Origin of the sequence: Natrarchaeobius oligotrophus, assembly GCF_003841465.1 — an archaeon.
Taxonomy (GTDB): Archaea; Halobacteriota; Halobacteria; order Halobacteriales; family Natrialbaceae; genus Natrarchaeobius; species Natrarchaeobius oligotrophus.
The window spans coordinates 478,277-494,741 of record NZ_REFZ01000001.1; the positions used below are offsets into that span (position 1 = coordinate 478,277).

At 68.9% G+C, this 16,465-nt stretch carries 14 protein-coding genes; 7 read left to right on the top strand and 7 right to left on the bottom strand.

Annotated features, from left to right (window positions below):
- Nucleotides 1-17: 17 nt before the first annotated feature.
- Nucleotides 18-1,154: a thiolase family protein gene (locus EA472_RS02430; RefSeq protein ID WP_124189905.1), complete on the bottom strand. Its 1,137-nt coding sequence runs from the start codon at nucleotides 1,152-1,154 to the stop codon at nucleotides 18-20.
- Between the two features lie 167 nt (nucleotides 1,155-1,321).
- Here EA472_RS02430 and EA472_RS02435 point away from each other — a divergent pair, with 167 nt between their 5' ends.
- Nucleotides 1,322-2,056: a DUF5806 family protein gene (locus EA472_RS02435; RefSeq protein ID WP_124189906.1), complete on the top strand. Its 735-nt coding sequence runs from the start codon at nucleotides 1,322-1,324 to the stop codon at nucleotides 2,054-2,056.
- A gap of 45 nt (nucleotides 2,057-2,101) precedes the next feature.
- Here EA472_RS02435 and EA472_RS02440 read toward each other — a convergent pair whose 3' ends face one another.
- Entirely contained in the window at nucleotides 2,102-2,638 is a 537-nt protein-coding gene (locus EA472_RS02440) for a DUF7529 family protein (RefSeq protein WP_124189907.1), read from the bottom strand.
- Between the two features lie 94 nt (nucleotides 2,639-2,732).
- A complete protein-coding gene (locus tag EA472_RS02445) occupies nucleotides 2,733-3,512 on the bottom strand; it encodes a lipoyl protein ligase domain-containing protein (RefSeq protein WP_124189908.1) in 780 nt (259 codons plus the stop codon).
- 64 nt (nucleotides 3,513-3,576) lie between these two features.
- Here EA472_RS02445 and EA472_RS02450 point away from each other — a divergent pair, with 64 nt between their 5' ends.
- Nucleotides 3,577-4,491, top strand: a complete 915-nt coding sequence (locus EA472_RS02450; protein WP_124189909.1) for a hypothetical protein — start codon at nucleotides 3,577-3,579, stop codon at nucleotides 4,489-4,491.
- A gap of 779 nt (nucleotides 4,492-5,270) precedes the next feature.
- On the opposite strand, the gene EA472_RS02455 is transcribed toward EA472_RS02450, so the two are convergent.
- Nucleotides 5,271-6,698 (bottom strand): serpin family protein, encoded by a 1,428-nt coding sequence (locus EA472_RS02455; RefSeq protein WP_124189910.1) that lies wholly within the window; start codon nucleotides 6,696-6,698, stop codon nucleotides 5,271-5,273.
- Between the two features lie 152 nt (nucleotides 6,699-6,850).
- On the opposite strand from EA472_RS02455, the gene EA472_RS02460 reads away from it, so the two are divergent.
- Nucleotides 6,851-7,336, top strand: a complete 486-nt coding sequence (locus EA472_RS02460) for a PaaI family thioesterase (RefSeq protein WP_124189911.1) — start codon at nucleotides 6,851-6,853, stop codon at nucleotides 7,334-7,336.
- A gap of 87 nt (nucleotides 7,337-7,423) precedes the next feature.
- Here the strand turns inward: EA472_RS02460 and EA472_RS22335 are convergent, their stop codons facing one another.
- Nucleotides 7,424-7,567, bottom strand: a complete 144-nt coding sequence (locus tag EA472_RS22335; protein WP_165874793.1) for a hypothetical protein — start codon at nucleotides 7,565-7,567, stop codon at nucleotides 7,424-7,426.
- Nucleotides 7,568-7,673: 106 nt separating this feature from the next.
- The gene (locus tag EA472_RS02465) at nucleotides 7,674-8,000 is read right to left on the bottom strand and encodes a hypothetical protein (protein WP_124189912.1); all 327 of its coding nucleotides are present in this window, start codon (nucleotides 7,998-8,000) and stop codon (nucleotides 7,674-7,676) included.
- A gap of 147 nt (nucleotides 8,001-8,147) precedes the next feature.
- On the opposite strand from EA472_RS02465, the gene EA472_RS02470 reads away from it, so the two are divergent.
- Nucleotides 8,148-8,534, top strand: a complete 387-nt coding sequence (locus EA472_RS02470; RefSeq protein WP_124189913.1) for a hypothetical protein — start codon at nucleotides 8,148-8,150, stop codon at nucleotides 8,532-8,534.
- Between the two features lie 132 nt (nucleotides 8,535-8,666).
- Here EA472_RS02470 and EA472_RS02475 read toward each other — a convergent pair whose 3' ends face one another.
- Nucleotides 8,667-9,074 carry a CBS domain-containing protein gene (locus tag EA472_RS02475; RefSeq protein WP_124189914.1) on the bottom strand — a complete coding sequence of 136 codons (408 nt, stop codon included), beginning with the start codon at nucleotides 9,072-9,074 and terminating at the stop codon, nucleotides 8,667-8,669.
- 139 nt (nucleotides 9,075-9,213) lie between these two features.
- Between EA472_RS02475 and EA472_RS02480 the strand changes: the two genes are divergently transcribed.
- The 3 genes from EA472_RS02480 to EA472_RS02490 are packed head-to-tail and all read left to right on the top strand — an operon-like array spanning nucleotide 9,214 to nucleotide 16,431.
- A complete protein-coding gene (locus EA472_RS02480; protein WP_243637751.1) occupies nucleotides 9,214-11,568 on the top strand; it encodes a hypothetical protein in 2,355 nt (784 codons plus the stop codon).
- Nucleotides 11,565-12,608, top strand: a complete 1,044-nt coding sequence (locus tag EA472_RS02485) for a PD-(D/E)XK nuclease family protein (protein WP_124189915.1) — start codon at nucleotides 11,565-11,567, stop codon at nucleotides 12,606-12,608. Before EA472_RS02480 ends, EA472_RS02485 begins: the two co-directional genes overlap by 4 nt.
- Nucleotides 12,601-16,431 carry a UvrD-helicase domain-containing protein gene (locus EA472_RS02490; protein ID WP_124189916.1) on the top strand — a complete coding sequence of 1,277 codons (3,831 nt, stop codon included), beginning with the start codon at nucleotides 12,601-12,603 and terminating at the stop codon, nucleotides 16,429-16,431. Before EA472_RS02485 ends, EA472_RS02490 begins: the two co-directional genes overlap by 8 nt.
- The last annotated feature ends 34 nt before the right edge of the window (nucleotides 16,432-16,465 follow it).

Genomic DNA, 16,465 nt, shown 5'->3' on the forward strand with positions numbered 1-16,465 from the left:
GACGTCGCAGGTGGCGCTCAGTAGACGTCGAACTCGATCGCCGCACCCTGGCCGAAGCCGACGCACAGCGTCGCCAGCCCCTGGCCGCCGCCGCGCCGGCGCAGTTCGTTGATCAGGGTCACGGGAAGGCGAGCCCCCGAAGCGCCCAGCGGGTGTCCGATGGCGATCGCGCCGCCGTTGACGTTGAACCGCTCGGGATCGACGCCGAGTTCGTCGCGCGAGTAGACCGCCTGGCTCGCGAAGGCCTCGTTCAGCTCCACGAGGTCGTAGTCGTCGATCTCCCGGCCGTTTCGCTCGAGCAGTCCCCGCGTCGCCGGGACGGGGCCGATCCCCATCACGGTCGGGTCGACGCCGGCGACGGCGTTCGCGCCGACTTCCGCCAGGATCTCGAGGCCGTGATCTTCGGCGAATGACTCGCTGGTGACGAGTACCGCGGCCGCGCCGTCGGAGATCTGCGAGGCGTTGCCGGGCGTGACGGTGCCGTCTGCCTTGAAGACGCTCGGCAGTTCCGCGAGCTTCTCGGGGGTGGTTCCGGGCCGCAGTCCTTCGTCCTCGGAGACGGTTCCGTCGTCCGTCTCGACCGGGACGATCTCGTCGTCGAACCGGCCCTCTTCGGTGGCCTCGACGGCGCGCTGCTGGCTCCGTGCGGCGTACTCGTCCTGTTGCTCGCGGTCGATGCCGTACTCCTCGGCGACCGTCTCGGCGGTCATCCCCATCTGGAGTTCCCCGACGTTGTACAGTTCGGCCATCCGCGGGTGCACGTTCGTCGTGTTCTCGCCCATCTGGACGCGGCTCATGCTCTCGACGCCGCCCGCGAGGATCGCGTCCCGGTTGCCGACAGCGATCGCGTCCGACGCCGACGTGATCGCCTGCATCGAGGAGGCACACCAGCGGTTGATCGTCGTCGCCGGCACGCCCTCGCCGAGATCCGAGAGCAACGCGATGACGCGAGCCAGGTTGTTACCCTGTTCGCCGCGCTGCTGTGCACAGCCCCACATCAGGTCGTCGATGTCCTCGCCGGAGAGGCCAGTTTCGGACAGAATCTCGTCGATCAACGGTATCGAGAGGTCCTCGCTGCGGAGATCCGCGAACGCGCCGTCCTCCTTGCCCTGTGGCGTCCGTACGGCCTCGACGACGACCGGTGTCTGTGTCATACAGTAGCGAACGCCGTTCACGGACTTAAATCCGGTCGAACTCGCGAAAACACGGAAGGGGTTTATCGTTTCCCGACGGCGACGCGCCGGCCGAACTCGGTCCGCCACAGCGCGAATCGGCGACGTCGAGAACAACCCTTATCCCCCGGGTCTCGGAATAGGCGGCCATGAACGACGGATCGGATGCACCGGAACCGGAGCCGCCGTCCGACGCTCCCGCGGACACGGACGACGAGCGCAACGGTCGGCCGTCGGCCGTCGAGACCGACACCTCGAGCGAACCCGAGACGGGCGAACCCGGCGACGAACTCGATGCCGACGCGGACGCCGGAAACGCGGACTCGAGTAGTGACGCCGACGCCGGGGCGGCGATGCCGGGCGTCCCCGACCCCGAACCCGAGGAGTCCGACGTCCCCGAAGACGTCCAGAAGTACGCTCGATTCAAGAAGATGGACGGGGCCCAGTACGACCGGGTCAACGAGTTCCTCCGCGATCGAACGTACGTCACGGCCCGCGAGTGGGCCATCGCCCGGCTCTGTTCGGATTTCCGGACCGAAACCGGCGTCGAGATGACCAAGATCGGCGAGAATCTCCCCGAACTCGTTCCCTTCATGACCGACACCTACACGCCGCAGGCGGTCAACCAGGCCCGATCCTCCTTCGAGGAGAAGGTTCGGAAGGCCGGCGCGACGTTTCTGTACGGTGCGATGTGTGACTTCTTCACCGCCGAGGAGCTCGACGACGTGATGTACGAGTCGACCGAGGTCGCGAAATTCCTGCTCGAGGTCGAGGGAGTCGACCTCTCCGTCGAGGAGGAACTCGAGGCCGAAGAGCGCATCTCGAGCGTGATGCGGGAAGTGCGAGAAGCCAGCGACGAGCTTCGCGAGCGCGACGACGAGTAGGCGGATCACCGCCGACCGGATTCGACGTCTCGGCCGTGACGGCGGCTACTCGTCGCTCCACTCGCGCAGGTCCGACTCCTCGAGAAACAGCGACGGATCGTCGTGCGAGAAGGTGACCCACCGATCGACGTCGGCGCTCCCGGCGTCGGAAGCGACGTCCTCCGCGTCACCGCCGGGGCGAACGTGAGCGAGCAACTCCTCTTCGAGCAGCGCTCGCTCGAGGACCGTCCGGGCTCGCGAGACGGAGTACGTCAGCGGCAGGAAGACGGCCGTCTCGACCGATTCGTCGCGTTCGACGACGAGCGCGTAGCGCCTGTCGTCGCCGTCGGGCGGTCGGTAGTACACCTCGGCGTCCGCGAACGCGACGTCCTCGTTTTCGACGAGGGTCTCGACGACGTCGTACTCCTCGTCGCTGACGCGGACGTCGAGGCCGAAGCGCTCCTCGCGCTCGCTCGGCGAGACGTCGACGGGCTCGAGGACGACCGCGTCCCAGCCGGCGTCGCGGTACTCCGCCGCGATCGCCCCGGCGTGCTCGAGCAGCTCCGTCCAGATCGCCTCGCTCGTCGGCGCGTCGGCGGTCATCGGTGCCCCTCCGGTCTCGATCGGGTCATCATATTCGAAGACGACGGGACGGAGCCCCGAAAACGTTACTTCACGCGACCGCCGACCGCTCGAGTCACCGGTCGTCGACGGCCGCGGAATCGTCGAGGAGGTCCGAAACCGGTCGCACCGTGACCGATTCGTCGCCGGCCAGTTCGGTCTCGAGGGCGTTTCGAACGGCGGCGGTATCCGCCGGGCCGCCGGCGGTCGCGATCGAGCCGACGGCATCGGGCTCGAGCGAGAGTCCGAGCGCGTCGTAGACCGCACCGAGCACGTCGGCGAGTTCCTCTCGACCGTCGACGACGACGATTCCGGCCGTGACCGCCGCCTCCTGGCGAACCCGCTGGGCGATGCCGACTACTTTGCGGGCGTTCGCCGTCTCTCCCGGCGCCGGATCGCCGTCCGTTCGAGCGCCCTCGGACCGGGTGGCGTTCGCGACGAGCGAGAGCGAGCGCGCGCCCGGACAGAACGAGTCCGGCGGCTCGTCGCGGATCGTCTCGAGGCCCAACTGCGAGAGCGCGCGCTCGACAGCAGCGGTGGCTCGCTCGTAGCGCTCGTCGAGGCCGCGCCTGGGATCCGCGACGGGGTCGGCGCGGGCGAACGCGAGCGTCGTCTCGCCGTCGTAGGCGACGGCCCGGCCGCCGACGTCGCGTTCGATCGGCGGAAAGCCAGCGAATCGGGCGGCCTCGCGGGCGCGGTCGTAGCCGTTTCGGGCGACGTCCCGCCGGCCGAAGGCGACCTGCCGGTGGGGCCGCCAGACGCGCACCGCGGGCTCGTCCCCGGCGCTCGAGAGGAGGCGACGACTCGCCAGTCGATCCGCCTCGATCGTGGACGCCCGACCGCGGAAGAGTCGCATACGCGACGTTCGGGTCGACGGGCCTAAACGCTCCCGGCACGGATACGCAGGCGAGCCCGATCCGATGGCCGTCACGCTTCCCGACTCCCTGCTCACGCGGTACGCGCGATTCTCGCTTTACAACTCGCCGTACGCGGCCCACGACGACGGGTGCGCGGTCGACCTTTACCCGGGAACGCTCGCGGACGGCCGGACGACGGACGCACTCAGTCCCGTCGGCGGCGTCGTCCGCGAGAGACACGTCGTTCGCGCACCCGCGAAGCCGTACGCGCCGGTCCACGACGTCGTTCTCGCACTCGAGTGCGACGATCCGCCGGAACTCGAGGGGCTGGTCGCTCGCGTTCTCCACGTCGATCCGTCGGTCGAGGTCGGCGAGCGCGTCGAGCGGGGCGAGTCGCTCGGCAGCCTGTTGCGCGCGGGCTTTTTCGCACCCTGGGTCGACAACCACCTCCACGTCGGCTTTCGACGACCCGATCAAAACATCCGGCGGGCGTCGGGGTCGCTCGCGCTCGCGCTCGAGAGCGAGGTCCGACCGCTCGAGTGGGACGGGACCGGAACGGTCGTTTCGACGGACGAGACGTACGCCGTCCTCGACGCGCCGTCGCACCCGAACCCGGGCGAGGAGTTCGTCGGTCTCGGCGTCGAGCGGCGGATCGACGGGTCCCAACCGGTCCGCGGCGTGCTCGACGGCGGGCTCCCCCACTACGACGGCGGCGGCGTGTACGTCACGGGCGGCAAACGGGCGCTCGAGGGAGCGGCGTCCGTCCACCTGAACGGCGTTCGACTCGGATCGGTTTCCCGAGTCGACGGCCGGACGGTCGATTGGGACGACGCGGTCGTGACCGTCGACGGCGAGCCGGTCACGGGCCTGTCGGCGTTCTGCGCTCGAGACGGCGACTTCGGCGCGAAGCTCGTCTGTCCGGATCGCGAGTTCGCGGTCGGCGAGCGCGTGCGAGTGCGCGTTCGTCGACGGCCGTAAGATACGACGATGGCGCGCGTTGGATTGCGGTGAGTCGCCGACGAACCGCAGTCCGACGGCGCGCGAGGGTGAGCGAGAGAACGTAGCGACCGAGCGAATCGGCTGGAGAGGGCGAGGAAACCCCCCCTCGTCACGATAGGAGAACGCTTCCGTTCACACCGTTTCGTATCATCCTACCGATTGCGACCTTACGACGGACGGCGGCAACGTCGTTCGACGTCGGGTCGATCCACGAGACGGCGGAGCTGCCGGCGTTTCCGCGCCCGGTATTTACCCGAACAGAAGTAGAAAGAATTACATAGTAAACTCCCGTATTCAACGTCGGGGAGACGGTCCCCGCCCCTGGCGGACAAAAGACGCGCCGTAGCGCTCGACGCCGAAGGCCACCGGCGAAGGTAAACGACCAAGCCCAGTTCGACCCGGACCGGTCGTGGTGGGCGTCGTCCGAGCCGAGCCCGACGCCGACAGGTATCGGACCGCCGGCGCGTCCACTGGAAAGCCCCCCAGGGGCCACGCGCGAGACCGAGGCTCGAGTATACCGCCGTCAGGCCGAAGTCGAGTCGAAGGGGTCGCGCGGAGATCTCTCGAGAGATCACCGATTTCCGTCGACGCGCGCTCCGTCCGGGGGCGCGCGTCCCGGGATCGGGGTCGCGGGTCGGAGTCGAGGCCCCCGGATCCGCGGCGCTCGGTCCGCTTTTCGATGCCCGCTGTCGATCGGTTAACTTCGACATCCGCCGGCGATCACTTCGCTGACCGACGCGGATGGATTCGGACCGCGGTCAGCCCGCCGACAGCGAGTCGCCGTCGACGACCCGACCGAGAAACAGCGGCGTCTCCGTGGGGCGATCCCGAACGTAAAACAGGAACGGCCGGTCGACGGTCATCGCGACTCGTTCGGGTGGTTCGGTCTCGGCCGTCTCCACGACGACCGCCGTGGCCGCCGCCGCCTCGGTTCCCTCCTCGTCGACCGAGACGAAACTCTTGTGGCGGATGTCGTCGACGAACAGATCGTCTTCCTCGCCGTCGACCATTCCCTCGAACTCGGCATCGGATTCGAACGCCCGCTCCATTCCGAGCTCCCGCATCGCATCGACGAGGCTGAACTCGGATTCGATCTCGAACGTCGGCAGCGCGAGGTCGACCTCCGAGCGGGACGTCTCCTCGAGCATGATCGCGAGCCGGTCGACCGAAAACGACTTTTCGAACGACTCGAACTCGCCTTCCGCGGGGAGGATCACGATCATGCTGGTGTCGCCGTTGGCGTAGGGGAGTTCGACGAGCTGGTGTCCCTCGACCTCGGCGTATCGGAGCTCCGTCGACTGGCGCATCAGCTCCACCTCCGTCTCGCTCCCGTCGAGGGCGGTGAACGTCTCCGATTCGGTCGCGGACGGGTCGAAGTCGTGCTCCCAGGCGGCGAGGAAGTAGACCGCGTTCGTCAGGACCATGCGCGTCATCTCGTCGACCGAGCCGTCTGGAAGCAGGTCATCGATCCGGTCGTTCGTTCGGTCTTCGACCCACTCGTTGATCTCCAGACGCGCGCCGTCGGGGTCGCCCGCGAAGTCGACGGTACGCTCGCCGGCCCCGTAGGAGTCCGCGAGCACCTCGAGGTACGTCTCGTCGAACGGGTAGCCCGCGTCGGTCCAGACGGCGTTCGCGCTCGAGAGCTCGAATCCCAGATCGTCGTCCTCGTCGTCCTCGTCGTCCGACCACTCGCCGGTCTCGACCGTTTCTCCGTCCTCGTTTCGCCGTTCGAACTCGGCCTCGAGCGCGCCGAAGGCGTCGTGGAGATTCTCGCCCTCGAGCTCGTAGCGCAGGGCCTCGGCCATCTCCGAAGCCGTCTCGCCGCGCGCGCCGGCGTAGGTCATCGCCAGCGCGACCGAGATGCTGTACGGCGAGAAAAACAGGTTCTCGTCGGGGTCGTCCTCCCGAAGCCGGGCGAGCGCCTCGAGCGAGAACGCGACGTTGGCGCGGATCTGCTGGGCGAGCGGATCCTCGCCGACGTTCGGATCCGTGACGAAATCCAGCCGCGGAAACGCCGGCGGCTCCGTATCGAACGCGCCGTTCCCGGCGCTTCCGATGGCGTCGTCGCCGGTCCCGTCCGTGTCGTCTCCGTTCGATTCGTCGGCCGGTCCGTCGCTCGTACAGCCCGCAGCGCCAGCGAGGAGGGCTCCCGAAAGCGCGAGCAGAGTTCGTCTGTTGGTCGACATATTCGGTCGGTCATCCGGCGGGGATAAACGCTTTCTCCTGAGTGAAACGGCTCTTTGAGCGAATCGTCCGAGCGTCGACTGCGAATAAACGCTCGACAACTGAAAGCGCGGGAAGCGCAGCCGTCAAGGGTCTCGCCGGCGGACCGGAGGCCATGAGCGACGAGCTGCGAGCCGCGATCGCCGAGTTCGACGACCTCGAGGACCTCGTCCAGTACTTCATCGACGAGCACCAGGAGTTCCTCTCGTGGATCGGGACGACCGTCGACGACGTCGGCGACGGGACGATGACCCTCTCGGTGCCGTACGACGAGAAGCTGACGAACACCCGACCGAGCGCCCCCGAGGGACGGCGGCCGGACATTCACGGCGGCGTCGCGGCGACGCTGATCGACACCGTCGGCGGCCTCGCGCTTCGAACGGAACTCGAGGACCCGTTCGCGGCGAGCATCGCGACCATCAACCTGAACGTCAACTACCTTCGTCCGGCGACCGGTGACCTCGCCGCCACCGCCGACGTGATCCGCGCCGGCACGAGCGTCGGCGTCAGCGAGATCACCGTCGAGAGCACGACGCCGGACGGCGAGACGCGCGAGGTCGCGACCGGACAGGTGGCGTATCGGATCTTCCGCGAAGGGTGAGGTTCGCGACGCTCGCGTATCGGTTCCGACTCGAGTCGGCGTTCGACGGGATCGTGCCGGTTCTCGGCGCGTCGAGGGCCGACGTCGTTACTCGGCGTGTCGGGCGTCGCCGAATGCGCCGCGGCGACGACGGCCGAACCAGCATCGAAGGAGGAGGGCGCAGCCGACCGCGGCGACGACGACGAAGTAGAGGTAGATCGCCAGTTCGACGGTCGTGGGAACCGGTTCCATACTCGAGCGTTCGTCTCCCGGCACGTACCGTCTCGGCTGAACGATTCCGCGCTCTAAGTGGGGGCGGACCGACCGTGACGGTCGCAGCCGAACGTCGTCGGTTCGCTCAGCGTTCGCCCTCGAGCCACGCACACAGCCTCGAGACGAGGGCGACGGCGACGGCGTCTGCGATTCGGTCGGGCGCGTCCGTCAGATCCCAGACGTACTCGCCGGTGCGGGTGACGGTCACCCACTCGACGTACGACCTGCGGTCCAGCTCGAGGAGGAGCTCCTCGAGGTCGTCCTCGTCGAGGCGGCAGTCGAGCGATCGCTCGACGGCCGCGACGAGTTGGGCGGTGGTCGCGAGGACGCGCTCGTCGGATTCGATTCCGGCCGACGCGGTCGGCGTCGGCGCGGGCCAGCAGGGAGAGGGCGACGGCGGCTGATCTGTCATCGTCGCTCGCAGGTTGCGAGCCGACGACCATCACGTTCGGCGTTAATTCGCACAGCGTTCAAAAGCGGGAGCGATCGCGTCGCCGACCGCCGGTGGATCGACCCGCGGGACGGTACACCCAAGGCTCGGGCCGTCCAACGGACGGGTATGGCGGAGGACACCGATCCCGACGACCGCTCGCCGCTCGCGGACGATCCGACCGATTCGTTCGACCTCGAGTGCGCCCAACGGGTGCGAGTGGGCGTCACCCGCGGCGAACACGACCTCGAGATGGGACCGCCGCGGGACTATCCGGACCGCGCCGACGTCTCGGTTCGACCCGAGAGCGACGACGGGGGCCGGGTGGTCCTGAGCGTCGACGCGATGGCGGGCGATCACGCCACCGGCCACGCGGACGTCGAACTGACGCCCGCCGAAGCCGACGCGCTGTGCGAGCGACTCGAGGAAATCCTCCGCTGGATGCCGGAGTCGGCGTCGGCCGGGACCGGAACGGACGACGAACCGGACGAACCGGACGGGGAAAACGACGGCTAACGCCGTCGCCAACGCGTTCGTCCGCGCAGTCCGGTTCGGTCGGGGCGTCTAGTGGCGTGTCGGGCCCGAACTGTCGAGTGAAATCACGCGGTGAGGTCCGATTTCACTCAGCAGTCGACGCTTGGGAGGGTACTAGCTCTCCGGACTCGGCGTCTGCGCGTGCGAGAGGTACGACGTCAGATCGGTCGTGGTGACGATGCCGATCACTCTCTCGTCCTCGTCGACGACGGGAACGTGTTTGAACCCGTGCTCGACCATCACGTCCGCGACGTCGCGGACGCTGTCCTGTGCGGACGCCGTGATGACGTCGGTGCTCATGTACCGCGAGACGGTCGTCTCGGCTTTCGGCTGGCTCTGTGCGACGATGTTGACGAAATCGGTCGTCGTCAGGATTCCCTCGAGGTGTTCTTCCTCGTCGGTGACGATCACCGAGCCGATGTCGTTGTCGAGCATCAGCTGTCCGGCGTCCTCGACGAGCGTTTCCGGGTCCACGGTGACGACCGACGGAGACATGACTCGTGCGACGAAAACGTCTTCCATACGTCAGTCTTTGACTTGCACTCTATAATGGTTGTCGAACCGTCGCGATGAGGCGACCGCGACTGCAGACCGTGACGGGCGGCGAACCCGTCGCATAGCTTTAAATACGAAATCGGACATACACGGTGACGTACCAGTGATGTCGCCCGACGCGTCCCTCGAGGGAACCTGTAAGCTCCTCCCCGCACCCGACGACGGCCTGTTCGACGCCATCACCGGCGAGTACGCCGCGCTCGCGGACGAGTACGGTCCCCGAAACGTCCTCGTCTGCAAGCGTCTCCCGGCCGGCATCGACCGGCTCGAGGAGGCGCTCGCGACCGTCGACGCGACGAACGGCACGCCTCGATCGCCACGGGTCGAGTCGCTGCCCGAACACGCCTCGAAGGTGATCGAAGCCCACGATCCGACGCTCGACCGCCTCGAGTACGAAGAACGGATCGAACTCATCTCGCTCGTCGTCGACGGCGCGAGCCGATCGATCCCCGACTACCTCGAGCGCGCGTCGGTCCACGAGAGTTTCGCCCGCGACGTCGGACAGCTCCTGCTCGAGGCGACGCGCCAGCGGATCGACGCGACCGCTCTCGAGGGCGAAGACGGCGGCGTCGGTCGCGATTGCCTCGCGTTTCTGTACGCGACGAACGACCGGTTCCACGACGAGCTCGACCGGCGCGGCTACGTCGAACGGGCGGACGTGATCCCGACGGCCGTCGAGTTGCTCGAGGACGACGTCGACGGGCTGCGAGGGCGAGTCACGTCGTCGTTCGACGCCGTCCTCGCCGTCGAGTTCGAGGAGTTCCGCCGGCTCGACAGGCGCTACCTCGCGGCGCTGTCGGCCGACGCCGAACTCGTCTGTCTGGGCGAGCGCCACGCGAGCGTCGAGCGGACGCGCGTCGAGCCGGGACGCATCGAGGACCACGTCGGGGACGGACTCGAGATCGAGCGGCTCGAGCCGGGCGGCTCTCGAGCGACGGACTCCCGCGAGAGCGGGGAGCGACCGCTTCACGACGGGATCACGCGGTTTCTCGCGACGGGCGTCCCGCCCCGACTGAACGACGGCGGTGACGATCCGTCGACCGCGAACGGGGACGGGACGCTTGCCGGAGACGACCGGCCGCTCGCTCGAGCGCGACGCATCCGGACCGCGACCGCCCGCGAGCAGGTCAGGGCGGTGGCGACGGAGATTCAGGCGCTTCGGGACCGCCACGGCTGGGAGCCCGACGCGTTCGCCGTCGGCGTCCCCCGGATCGAGCGCGTTCCCGAGACGCGACGCCTGCTGCGCGACGCCGGGATACCGACGGCGACGATCGGAACGCCCTCGCTCGCGGAAGATCCGGCCGTCAACGAACTGTACGCGTTCGTCACGCTCCAGTGCGACCGCCGCGCCGACGAGGCGGCGGTCGACGGCGGCGAGCGCCGCCGCGACCGCGACCGCGAGGCCGCCCGCGAGCGGCTGCGGGCGCGCACAGATGCGTTCTCGAGCGCGTTGCTCGCGGAGTGTGACGGCGCGAGCGTCTCCCGGTCGCTCGAGCGGTGGATCGCCCGCACCAACCTGAAGGGCCGGATCGCGAGCGAGGAGGAGTGGGTCGACGCCCGCGAGCAGTACGAAGGGATCCGTCGGGTCCTCGAAATCGCCCGATTCGTCGAGGAGACCGACCTGGTCGGACCGGACTGGCAGGGGTTGGGTCGGATGCTCCGGCGGACGATCCGGTACGACGCGCCGTACGTCCACGCCGTCGAGACGCGAGCCCCGTCGGGTGGCGTGACGGTCTGTCCCGTGGACGACCTCAAATACGCCTCGCACGAGGCCGTCTTCCTGCTCGACCTGGTCGACGAATCCTACCCCGGCGAGCAGTTTCTCACCAGGCTGTTTCCGACGGCGTGGCTCCGGGAGCTGCCCGCCTATCCCGCCGTCACCGATCCCAGTCGTAAGCAGATCGCGGCGACGTTTTCGACGGCCCCCGAGACGGACGAGATCGGCGATCGCTTCGAGACGTATCACGCCCAGCGGTCGCGGCGACGGCTCGCGCTCGGAGCTCGGGCGGCGCGAAGCGTCCTCTACTGCTGTTCGTACGAGCGGGGTTCCGGCGGCCTCCGGCGAACGTACGACGAGTCGCGGTATCTCGAGCTGATCGAGGCGACGCCGGGACTCGAACTCGAGGACGTCGACGCTTCCCGTGGGGGTGCGGTCCGCGGCCGTGCGAACGCCCTCGAGGCGATCCTCGACCAGCCGCGGGGCGAACTCGAGCGGGTGCTGCGCGAGGCCAGCACCGGCGGCGAGGCCGACCTCGGCGAGACGGAGGCGCTGTTCGAAGAGATCGCCGTCGTCCTCGAGTCGGCGGCGATCGACGACGAACTCGCGGAGGCGGTCCGGTCGCAGTTCGAGTTCGCCGCCGGGGACGTGGTCCGAACCGGCGGCCGCCGAGGAAAGCGGGCCGACGAACGGTCCCCGAAGCGAAGGGCGCGGCGGCCGACGGAGGGGGAACGGTCGGAATGACCGACGCGATCACCGTCGGCGGCCTCGAGACCTACCTCGCTTGCCCCCGTCAGTACGAATTCGCCCACGTCTACGGACTCGCGGGCGACGACGACGCGGAGGCCGACCGGATCGATCTCCTCCGGCGGGCGATCTGTGCGGCGCTCGAAGCGGACCCGACCGAGCCCGACGCGCTCGTCGAGACCGCTCGAACGCGCCTGGCCGCGCTGTGGGACGACCACGACGAACGATTTCACTCCCGCGCCCAGCGCCGTCACGAGCGGCGGGTGCTCGAGGCGACCCTCCGGGCCTACGCCGACCGCGTCGGCCTCGAGCACGCACGCGGCGTCGAGCGGCTGCGCGCGGCTGCCGAGGGCGACCCGGAACTCGTCGGACCCGGTCGCACGCTCTCGTGTACGGTGTCGGCTCCGGTGGCGGAGTCCGAACCGGGGGACGGGACGGACGCGGATCCCGGAGGGGAGAAGACGATCGAAGCGAACGTCGACTACGTCTACGCCGCGGAATCGTCGATCGTCGCCGTCAGGTTCGTGCCGACGCTCGCGCCGCTTGGCTTGTTGCGGTACCGATCGGAGTGGGACGGCGACGTCGAGACGCTCTTTGCCGATCACTTCGACCCCGACGCGGACGTGTTCGAGCCGTCTCCGATCGCGGCACTGTTCGAGACGGCCGTCGTCCTCGACGGACTCAGGGGCCTCCGTGATCGACTCGGTCTCGAGAGACGGACCTGTCGGTACGTCCGGATCCCCCTCGCCGATCGGTCGGGAACGTCGGTCAACTGGGTTCGGAATTCAGTCGAGGCGAGCCTCGAGATCGTCGATCTGACGGACGTCTACGTAGACCACCACACCTACGGGATGACCCACGAACACCGCAACGCGACGGTCGACGGCCGCCTCGAGCGCGTCGTCGGCCGGCTGATTTCGGGCGCGTTCGATCCGTCCGACCGGTGGGAGCGGATCGAACGGCGGATCTGCCCCCGGTGTGAGTACGCCGTCTGCTGTCAGGAACGCATCGAGCGGGAGGTCCGGTTCGATGGGTGAGATCGACCGGAAGCGCCTCGAGCCGAGAGGAAACCAGCGTGCGGTCATCGAGAGTCGGGCGGCGTGTACGTCCGTCGACGCCGGCGCCGGAACGGGCAAGACGACGACGATGCTGTTGCGAATCGAACGTGCGATCGACCGCGGCGAGGTCGACCCCGACGACGTGCTCGTGTTGACGTTCGCCAACGAGGCTGCAGGGAGCATCCGGGATGCGGTCTCGCGGCGGCTCGATCCCGACACCGCGGCGGCGATCGACGTCTACACCTACCACTCCTTTTGCTACCGGCTGGTCAGGGAGTACGCCTACCACCTCGGCTACTCGCCGGAGTTCGAGGTCGTCACCGAGCGGCGGCGCCGCCGGATCGTCGGCCGGCTGCTCGCGGACAACGAGTACGACTTCGCGGCCGCCTCGGCGACCGGCGACGGATCGACGGCCGACCTCGTCGACTCGATCGATCGGTTCATCCGGGCGATGAGCCAGGAGGGAATCCGGCCCGAGACGCTCAGAGCGGAGCTTCCGGGCGTTCGAACCCTCGAGTTGCTCTCGGAGTTCGTCCTCTGGCTCGAACGTCGGGCCGACGAGGAGCTCTCGTTCGACAACGAGGCGCTTCGGTACTTCTCCGACGACGATCACCTCGAGTCGGCCCGCGAGTCGCTGGTCGAGTACGGCACGCTCATCACCTACTGTCGCGAGAAGATCGCGGAGGCGCCGGCCGAGTTCCGCGAGGACGCGGTGGTTCGCGACGTCGATCGGTACCTCCGGGTGCTCCAGGAGTGCGTGACGAACACGATCGAGGCGCTCTCGCTCGAGGAGCCGGCGACGAAACAGCTCCCTCGCGCGCTGTTTGGCAACGAGATCTGGCGGACGGCGACGGACCGGATCGAGCAGAGTCCGTTCGGTCGGCTGAAACACTACGTCGAGTTCCTGCGCATCGCGCGCCACTACGCGGAGGTGTACGCGGACTACCACGCCCGCCTCGAGGGCGATCGGACGCTCGACTTCGACGAACTGGTGCGGACGGCGACCCGGCTGCTCGCGGACGGCTCGAGTCAGGACGCGGACGCAACAGACGAGTCGGGCGGTGGGACGGCCCGGCGGTCGGTCGCCGAGGAGATCACCGGCCGGTGGGAGCAGGTCTACTGCGACGAGTTCCAGGACACCGACGAGACGCAGTTCGCGCTGATAACCGCGCTGACGGACGGTCCGGATCGGCCGGACCTGCTCGCGATCGGCGACAAAGACCAGGCGATCTACGGCTGGCGCGGCACCGACCGCGAGGGACTCGACAGACTCGCCGCGGTGTACGACGACCACGAGTCGATCGAACTCGAGCTCAACTTCCGCTCGCGACAGGAGATCCTCGATCTGACGAACCACTGTGACTACGGGCCACAGTCCTCGAAGACGCTCCGGGAGGTCGACCGAAATCGGGGCGAGAGCGAAGCTGGAGCCGGCGCGATCGAAACGGGGAAGCCCGAGGACGGGAGCGTCGTCGGACGCGACGGTGACGGACGCGGGACGAGCGGCGACGAAAGCGACGACCGCAGACGGGAGGCGAACGCCGACGAGAGCGAGGACGAGCGGTCGCCCGACCGCGTCGTCAAAGTCGAGAGCGACGAGATCGAACGATCGACCGCCGAGCAGGTCTCGACGACCGTCTCGCGGCTGCTCAACGGCGAGTGCGAGAACGTGCCGCGGCGGTCGCTTGGCGACGTCGCGGTCATCGTGCGAACCAACCGCCAGGCCCAGGCGATCGCGGACGAGCTCCGGGACGAGCAGATCCCGTACGAGATCTCGGGGTCGCCCCGCGGCGAGATTTCTCCCGGCGTGCGGACGGTGCTGTCGTACCTCCGGGTGCTGGTCGATCCCGACGCGGACGCCCACCTCCGGCGGGTGCTGCTCTATCGCTACCGGCTGCCCGGCGACGACCTCGAGACGCTCCAGCGAGCGGACGGGTCGCTGTACGACGCGACGTTCGACGCCGAACGGTCGACCCTCGCGAAGCCCGACCGCCTCGAGCGGGCTCGCGAGGACCTGGCCGCTCTCGAGCGGCTGCGGGACGTCTACCCGCTTTCCGGATTCGTCCGCCGGTTCCGCGAGCGGACGCGCATCGGGTGGTTTCTCACGGACGACGAGCGCGCCGAACTCGACCGCCTCGAGCGAGTCGTCGAGGCCACGGACACTGACGCGGCGTTCAGAGCGCTCTCGGACGGGGTCGTCGACGCGCTCGAGCGGACGATGCGGGGAAGCGAGCGCGAGCGCACCCGCGGCACTCGATCGGACGACTGCGTCGACGTGATGACGGTCCACCAGGCGAAGGGACTCGAGTTCGACACCGTCCTGGTGGCGTATCTCTCGGACGAGGAGTGGTGCGTCGAAACCGACTACGCCGAACGGGCACGGTACCGGCTGCTCGCCGCCACGCTGTCCGACGACGTCGACTCCCCGTTGCTCGCCGATCTGGCCGCCGAGACCGTCGGCGAGGAGTGGCGGGTGCTCCACGTCGCGCTCACGCGCGCCGAGAACCACCTGTTCGTCTTCGGCGCGGAGTACGACTACGACGGCGACGACGACGAACTCGGGGTCTCGACCGCGTCGACCTGTCTTGCCGACGAGATCGAGTGGTCCGTCGCCGGCGAGCGGATGAACCTCTGGTCGGCGCTGACCGACAGCTTCGAGCGCGTCCGCGAGCGCTACCCGGAGACCGTCGCGGACCGGACCGACGAGATCGCGCTGTCGGCCGACGCCAGGCCGGGGACGATCACCTACGATTACGACGCCGAAACGTCCCTCGAGCCCCGCGACGCCATCGAGACCGTCCACCGACTCGGGCGACTGCTTCGAAACGGGACGCTGTTGCCCGCGGCCGACGCCGCCCCGCTGCTCGAGCCCGACGACGTCGACGGGGAGCGCATCCGCCCCGTGCCGAGCGGCCGTCGTCCGTCCGCGCTGACGACCGACGCCACCCGCTTTCCGGTCGACGCGCTCTCGAGTGCGACCGACGTCCCGGTGGCGATGCGCCACAGCTACTCCGCGGTCGAGACGTACGCCGCCTGTCCGCGAAAGCACTACCTGGATCACGTCGTTCGCGCGATCGACGATCCGGCGGGCGGCGACTCGAGGGGGTGGACGACGGACGGATCGATACCGGGCGCGGATCGGCGGACGGACGGGAGCCAGCGCGTCGTCGGCACGGTCTTTCACGACGTGGCCGAGGAGGCCTTTTACAGGGGGTACCGCACCCGCGAGGAGTGGCGCGCGGCGGCGGTCCGACAGCTCACGGCCCGCGGCCTCGAGTCCTATCGAGAGGACGTCCTCGCCTGCGTCGACCGGTTCTTCGATGCGACGTCGTCCGGCGGCGACCCGGTCGCCAACTGGGAGCCGCTCGCGGCCGAACTCCCGTTCTCGCTGTCGGACGTCGACGGCGTCGGCGGGGAGGTCGTGGGCTACGTCGACTCCGTTCGGCGGCGTCCGGCGGGCGGCGGCCTCGTCGTCCTCGACTACAAGGCGACGGCCGAGCGCATCGAGCCGGCGGACGCCGTCCAGCTGGCGCTGTACGCGCGGGCCTGCGAGCGGCTGATCGAGGAGCCGATCGCGGCCGCGGGTTACGTCTACGTCGGCGAGGGGGCGGGACCGGGCGTCGACCTGTTCGACCCCGACGAACTCCCGTCGTGGTCCGCGGTTCGCGAGTCGCTCGAGGGGGTCGACGACCCGGGCTACGCGGAGACGACGCCCGGAGAACACTGCCGGTACTGTTCGCACCGGTCGCTGGGCTGTGCGCCCGAAGAGTACGCGCCGGCCGCCCGGGCGGACGACGACTGAGCGGACGGAACGGGCGAACTTTATCCGTCGGCGC

Coding starts and splice junctions, on each gene's coding strand:
- EA472_RS02430 (WP_124189905.1), bottom strand. CDS start 1,154: ATGACACAGACACCGGTCGTCGTCGAGGCCGTACGGACGCCACAGGGC.
- EA472_RS02435 (WP_124189906.1), top strand. CDS start 1,322: ATGAACGACGGATCGGATGCACCGGAACCGGAGCCGCCGTCCGACGCT.
- EA472_RS02440 (WP_124189907.1), bottom strand. CDS start 2,638: ATGACCGCCGACGCGCCGACGAGCGAGGCGATCTGGACGGAGCTGCTC.
- EA472_RS02445 (WP_124189908.1), bottom strand. CDS start 3,512: ATGCGACTCTTCCGCGGTCGGGCGTCCACGATCGAGGCGGATCGACTG.
- EA472_RS02450 (WP_124189909.1), top strand. CDS start 3,577: ATGGCCGTCACGCTTCCCGACTCCCTGCTCACGCGGTACGCGCGATTC.
- EA472_RS02455 (WP_124189910.1), bottom strand. CDS start 6,698: ATGTCGACCAACAGACGAACTCTGCTCGCGCTTTCGGGAGCCCTCCTC.
- EA472_RS02460 (WP_124189911.1), top strand. CDS start 6,851: ATGAGCGACGAGCTGCGAGCCGCGATCGCCGAGTTCGACGACCTCGAG.
- EA472_RS22335 (WP_165874793.1), bottom strand. CDS start 7,567: ATGGAACCGGTTCCCACGACCGTCGAACTGGCGATCTACCTCTACTTC.
- EA472_RS02465 (WP_124189912.1), bottom strand. CDS start 8,000: ATGACAGATCAGCCGCCGTCGCCCTCTCCCTGCTGGCCCGCGCCGACG.
- EA472_RS02470 (WP_124189913.1), top strand. CDS start 8,148: ATGGCGGAGGACACCGATCCCGACGACCGCTCGCCGCTCGCGGACGAT.
- EA472_RS02475 (WP_124189914.1), bottom strand. CDS start 9,074: ATGGAAGACGTTTTCGTCGCACGAGTCATGTCTCCGTCGGTCGTCACC.
- EA472_RS02480 (WP_243637751.1), top strand. CDS start 9,214: ATGTCGCCCGACGCGTCCCTCGAGGGAACCTGTAAGCTCCTCCCCGCA.
- EA472_RS02485 (WP_124189915.1), top strand. CDS start 11,565: ATGACCGACGCGATCACCGTCGGCGGCCTCGAGACCTACCTCGCTTGC.
- EA472_RS02490 (WP_124189916.1), top strand. CDS start 12,601: ATGGGTGAGATCGACCGGAAGCGCCTCGAGCCGAGAGGAAACCAGCGT.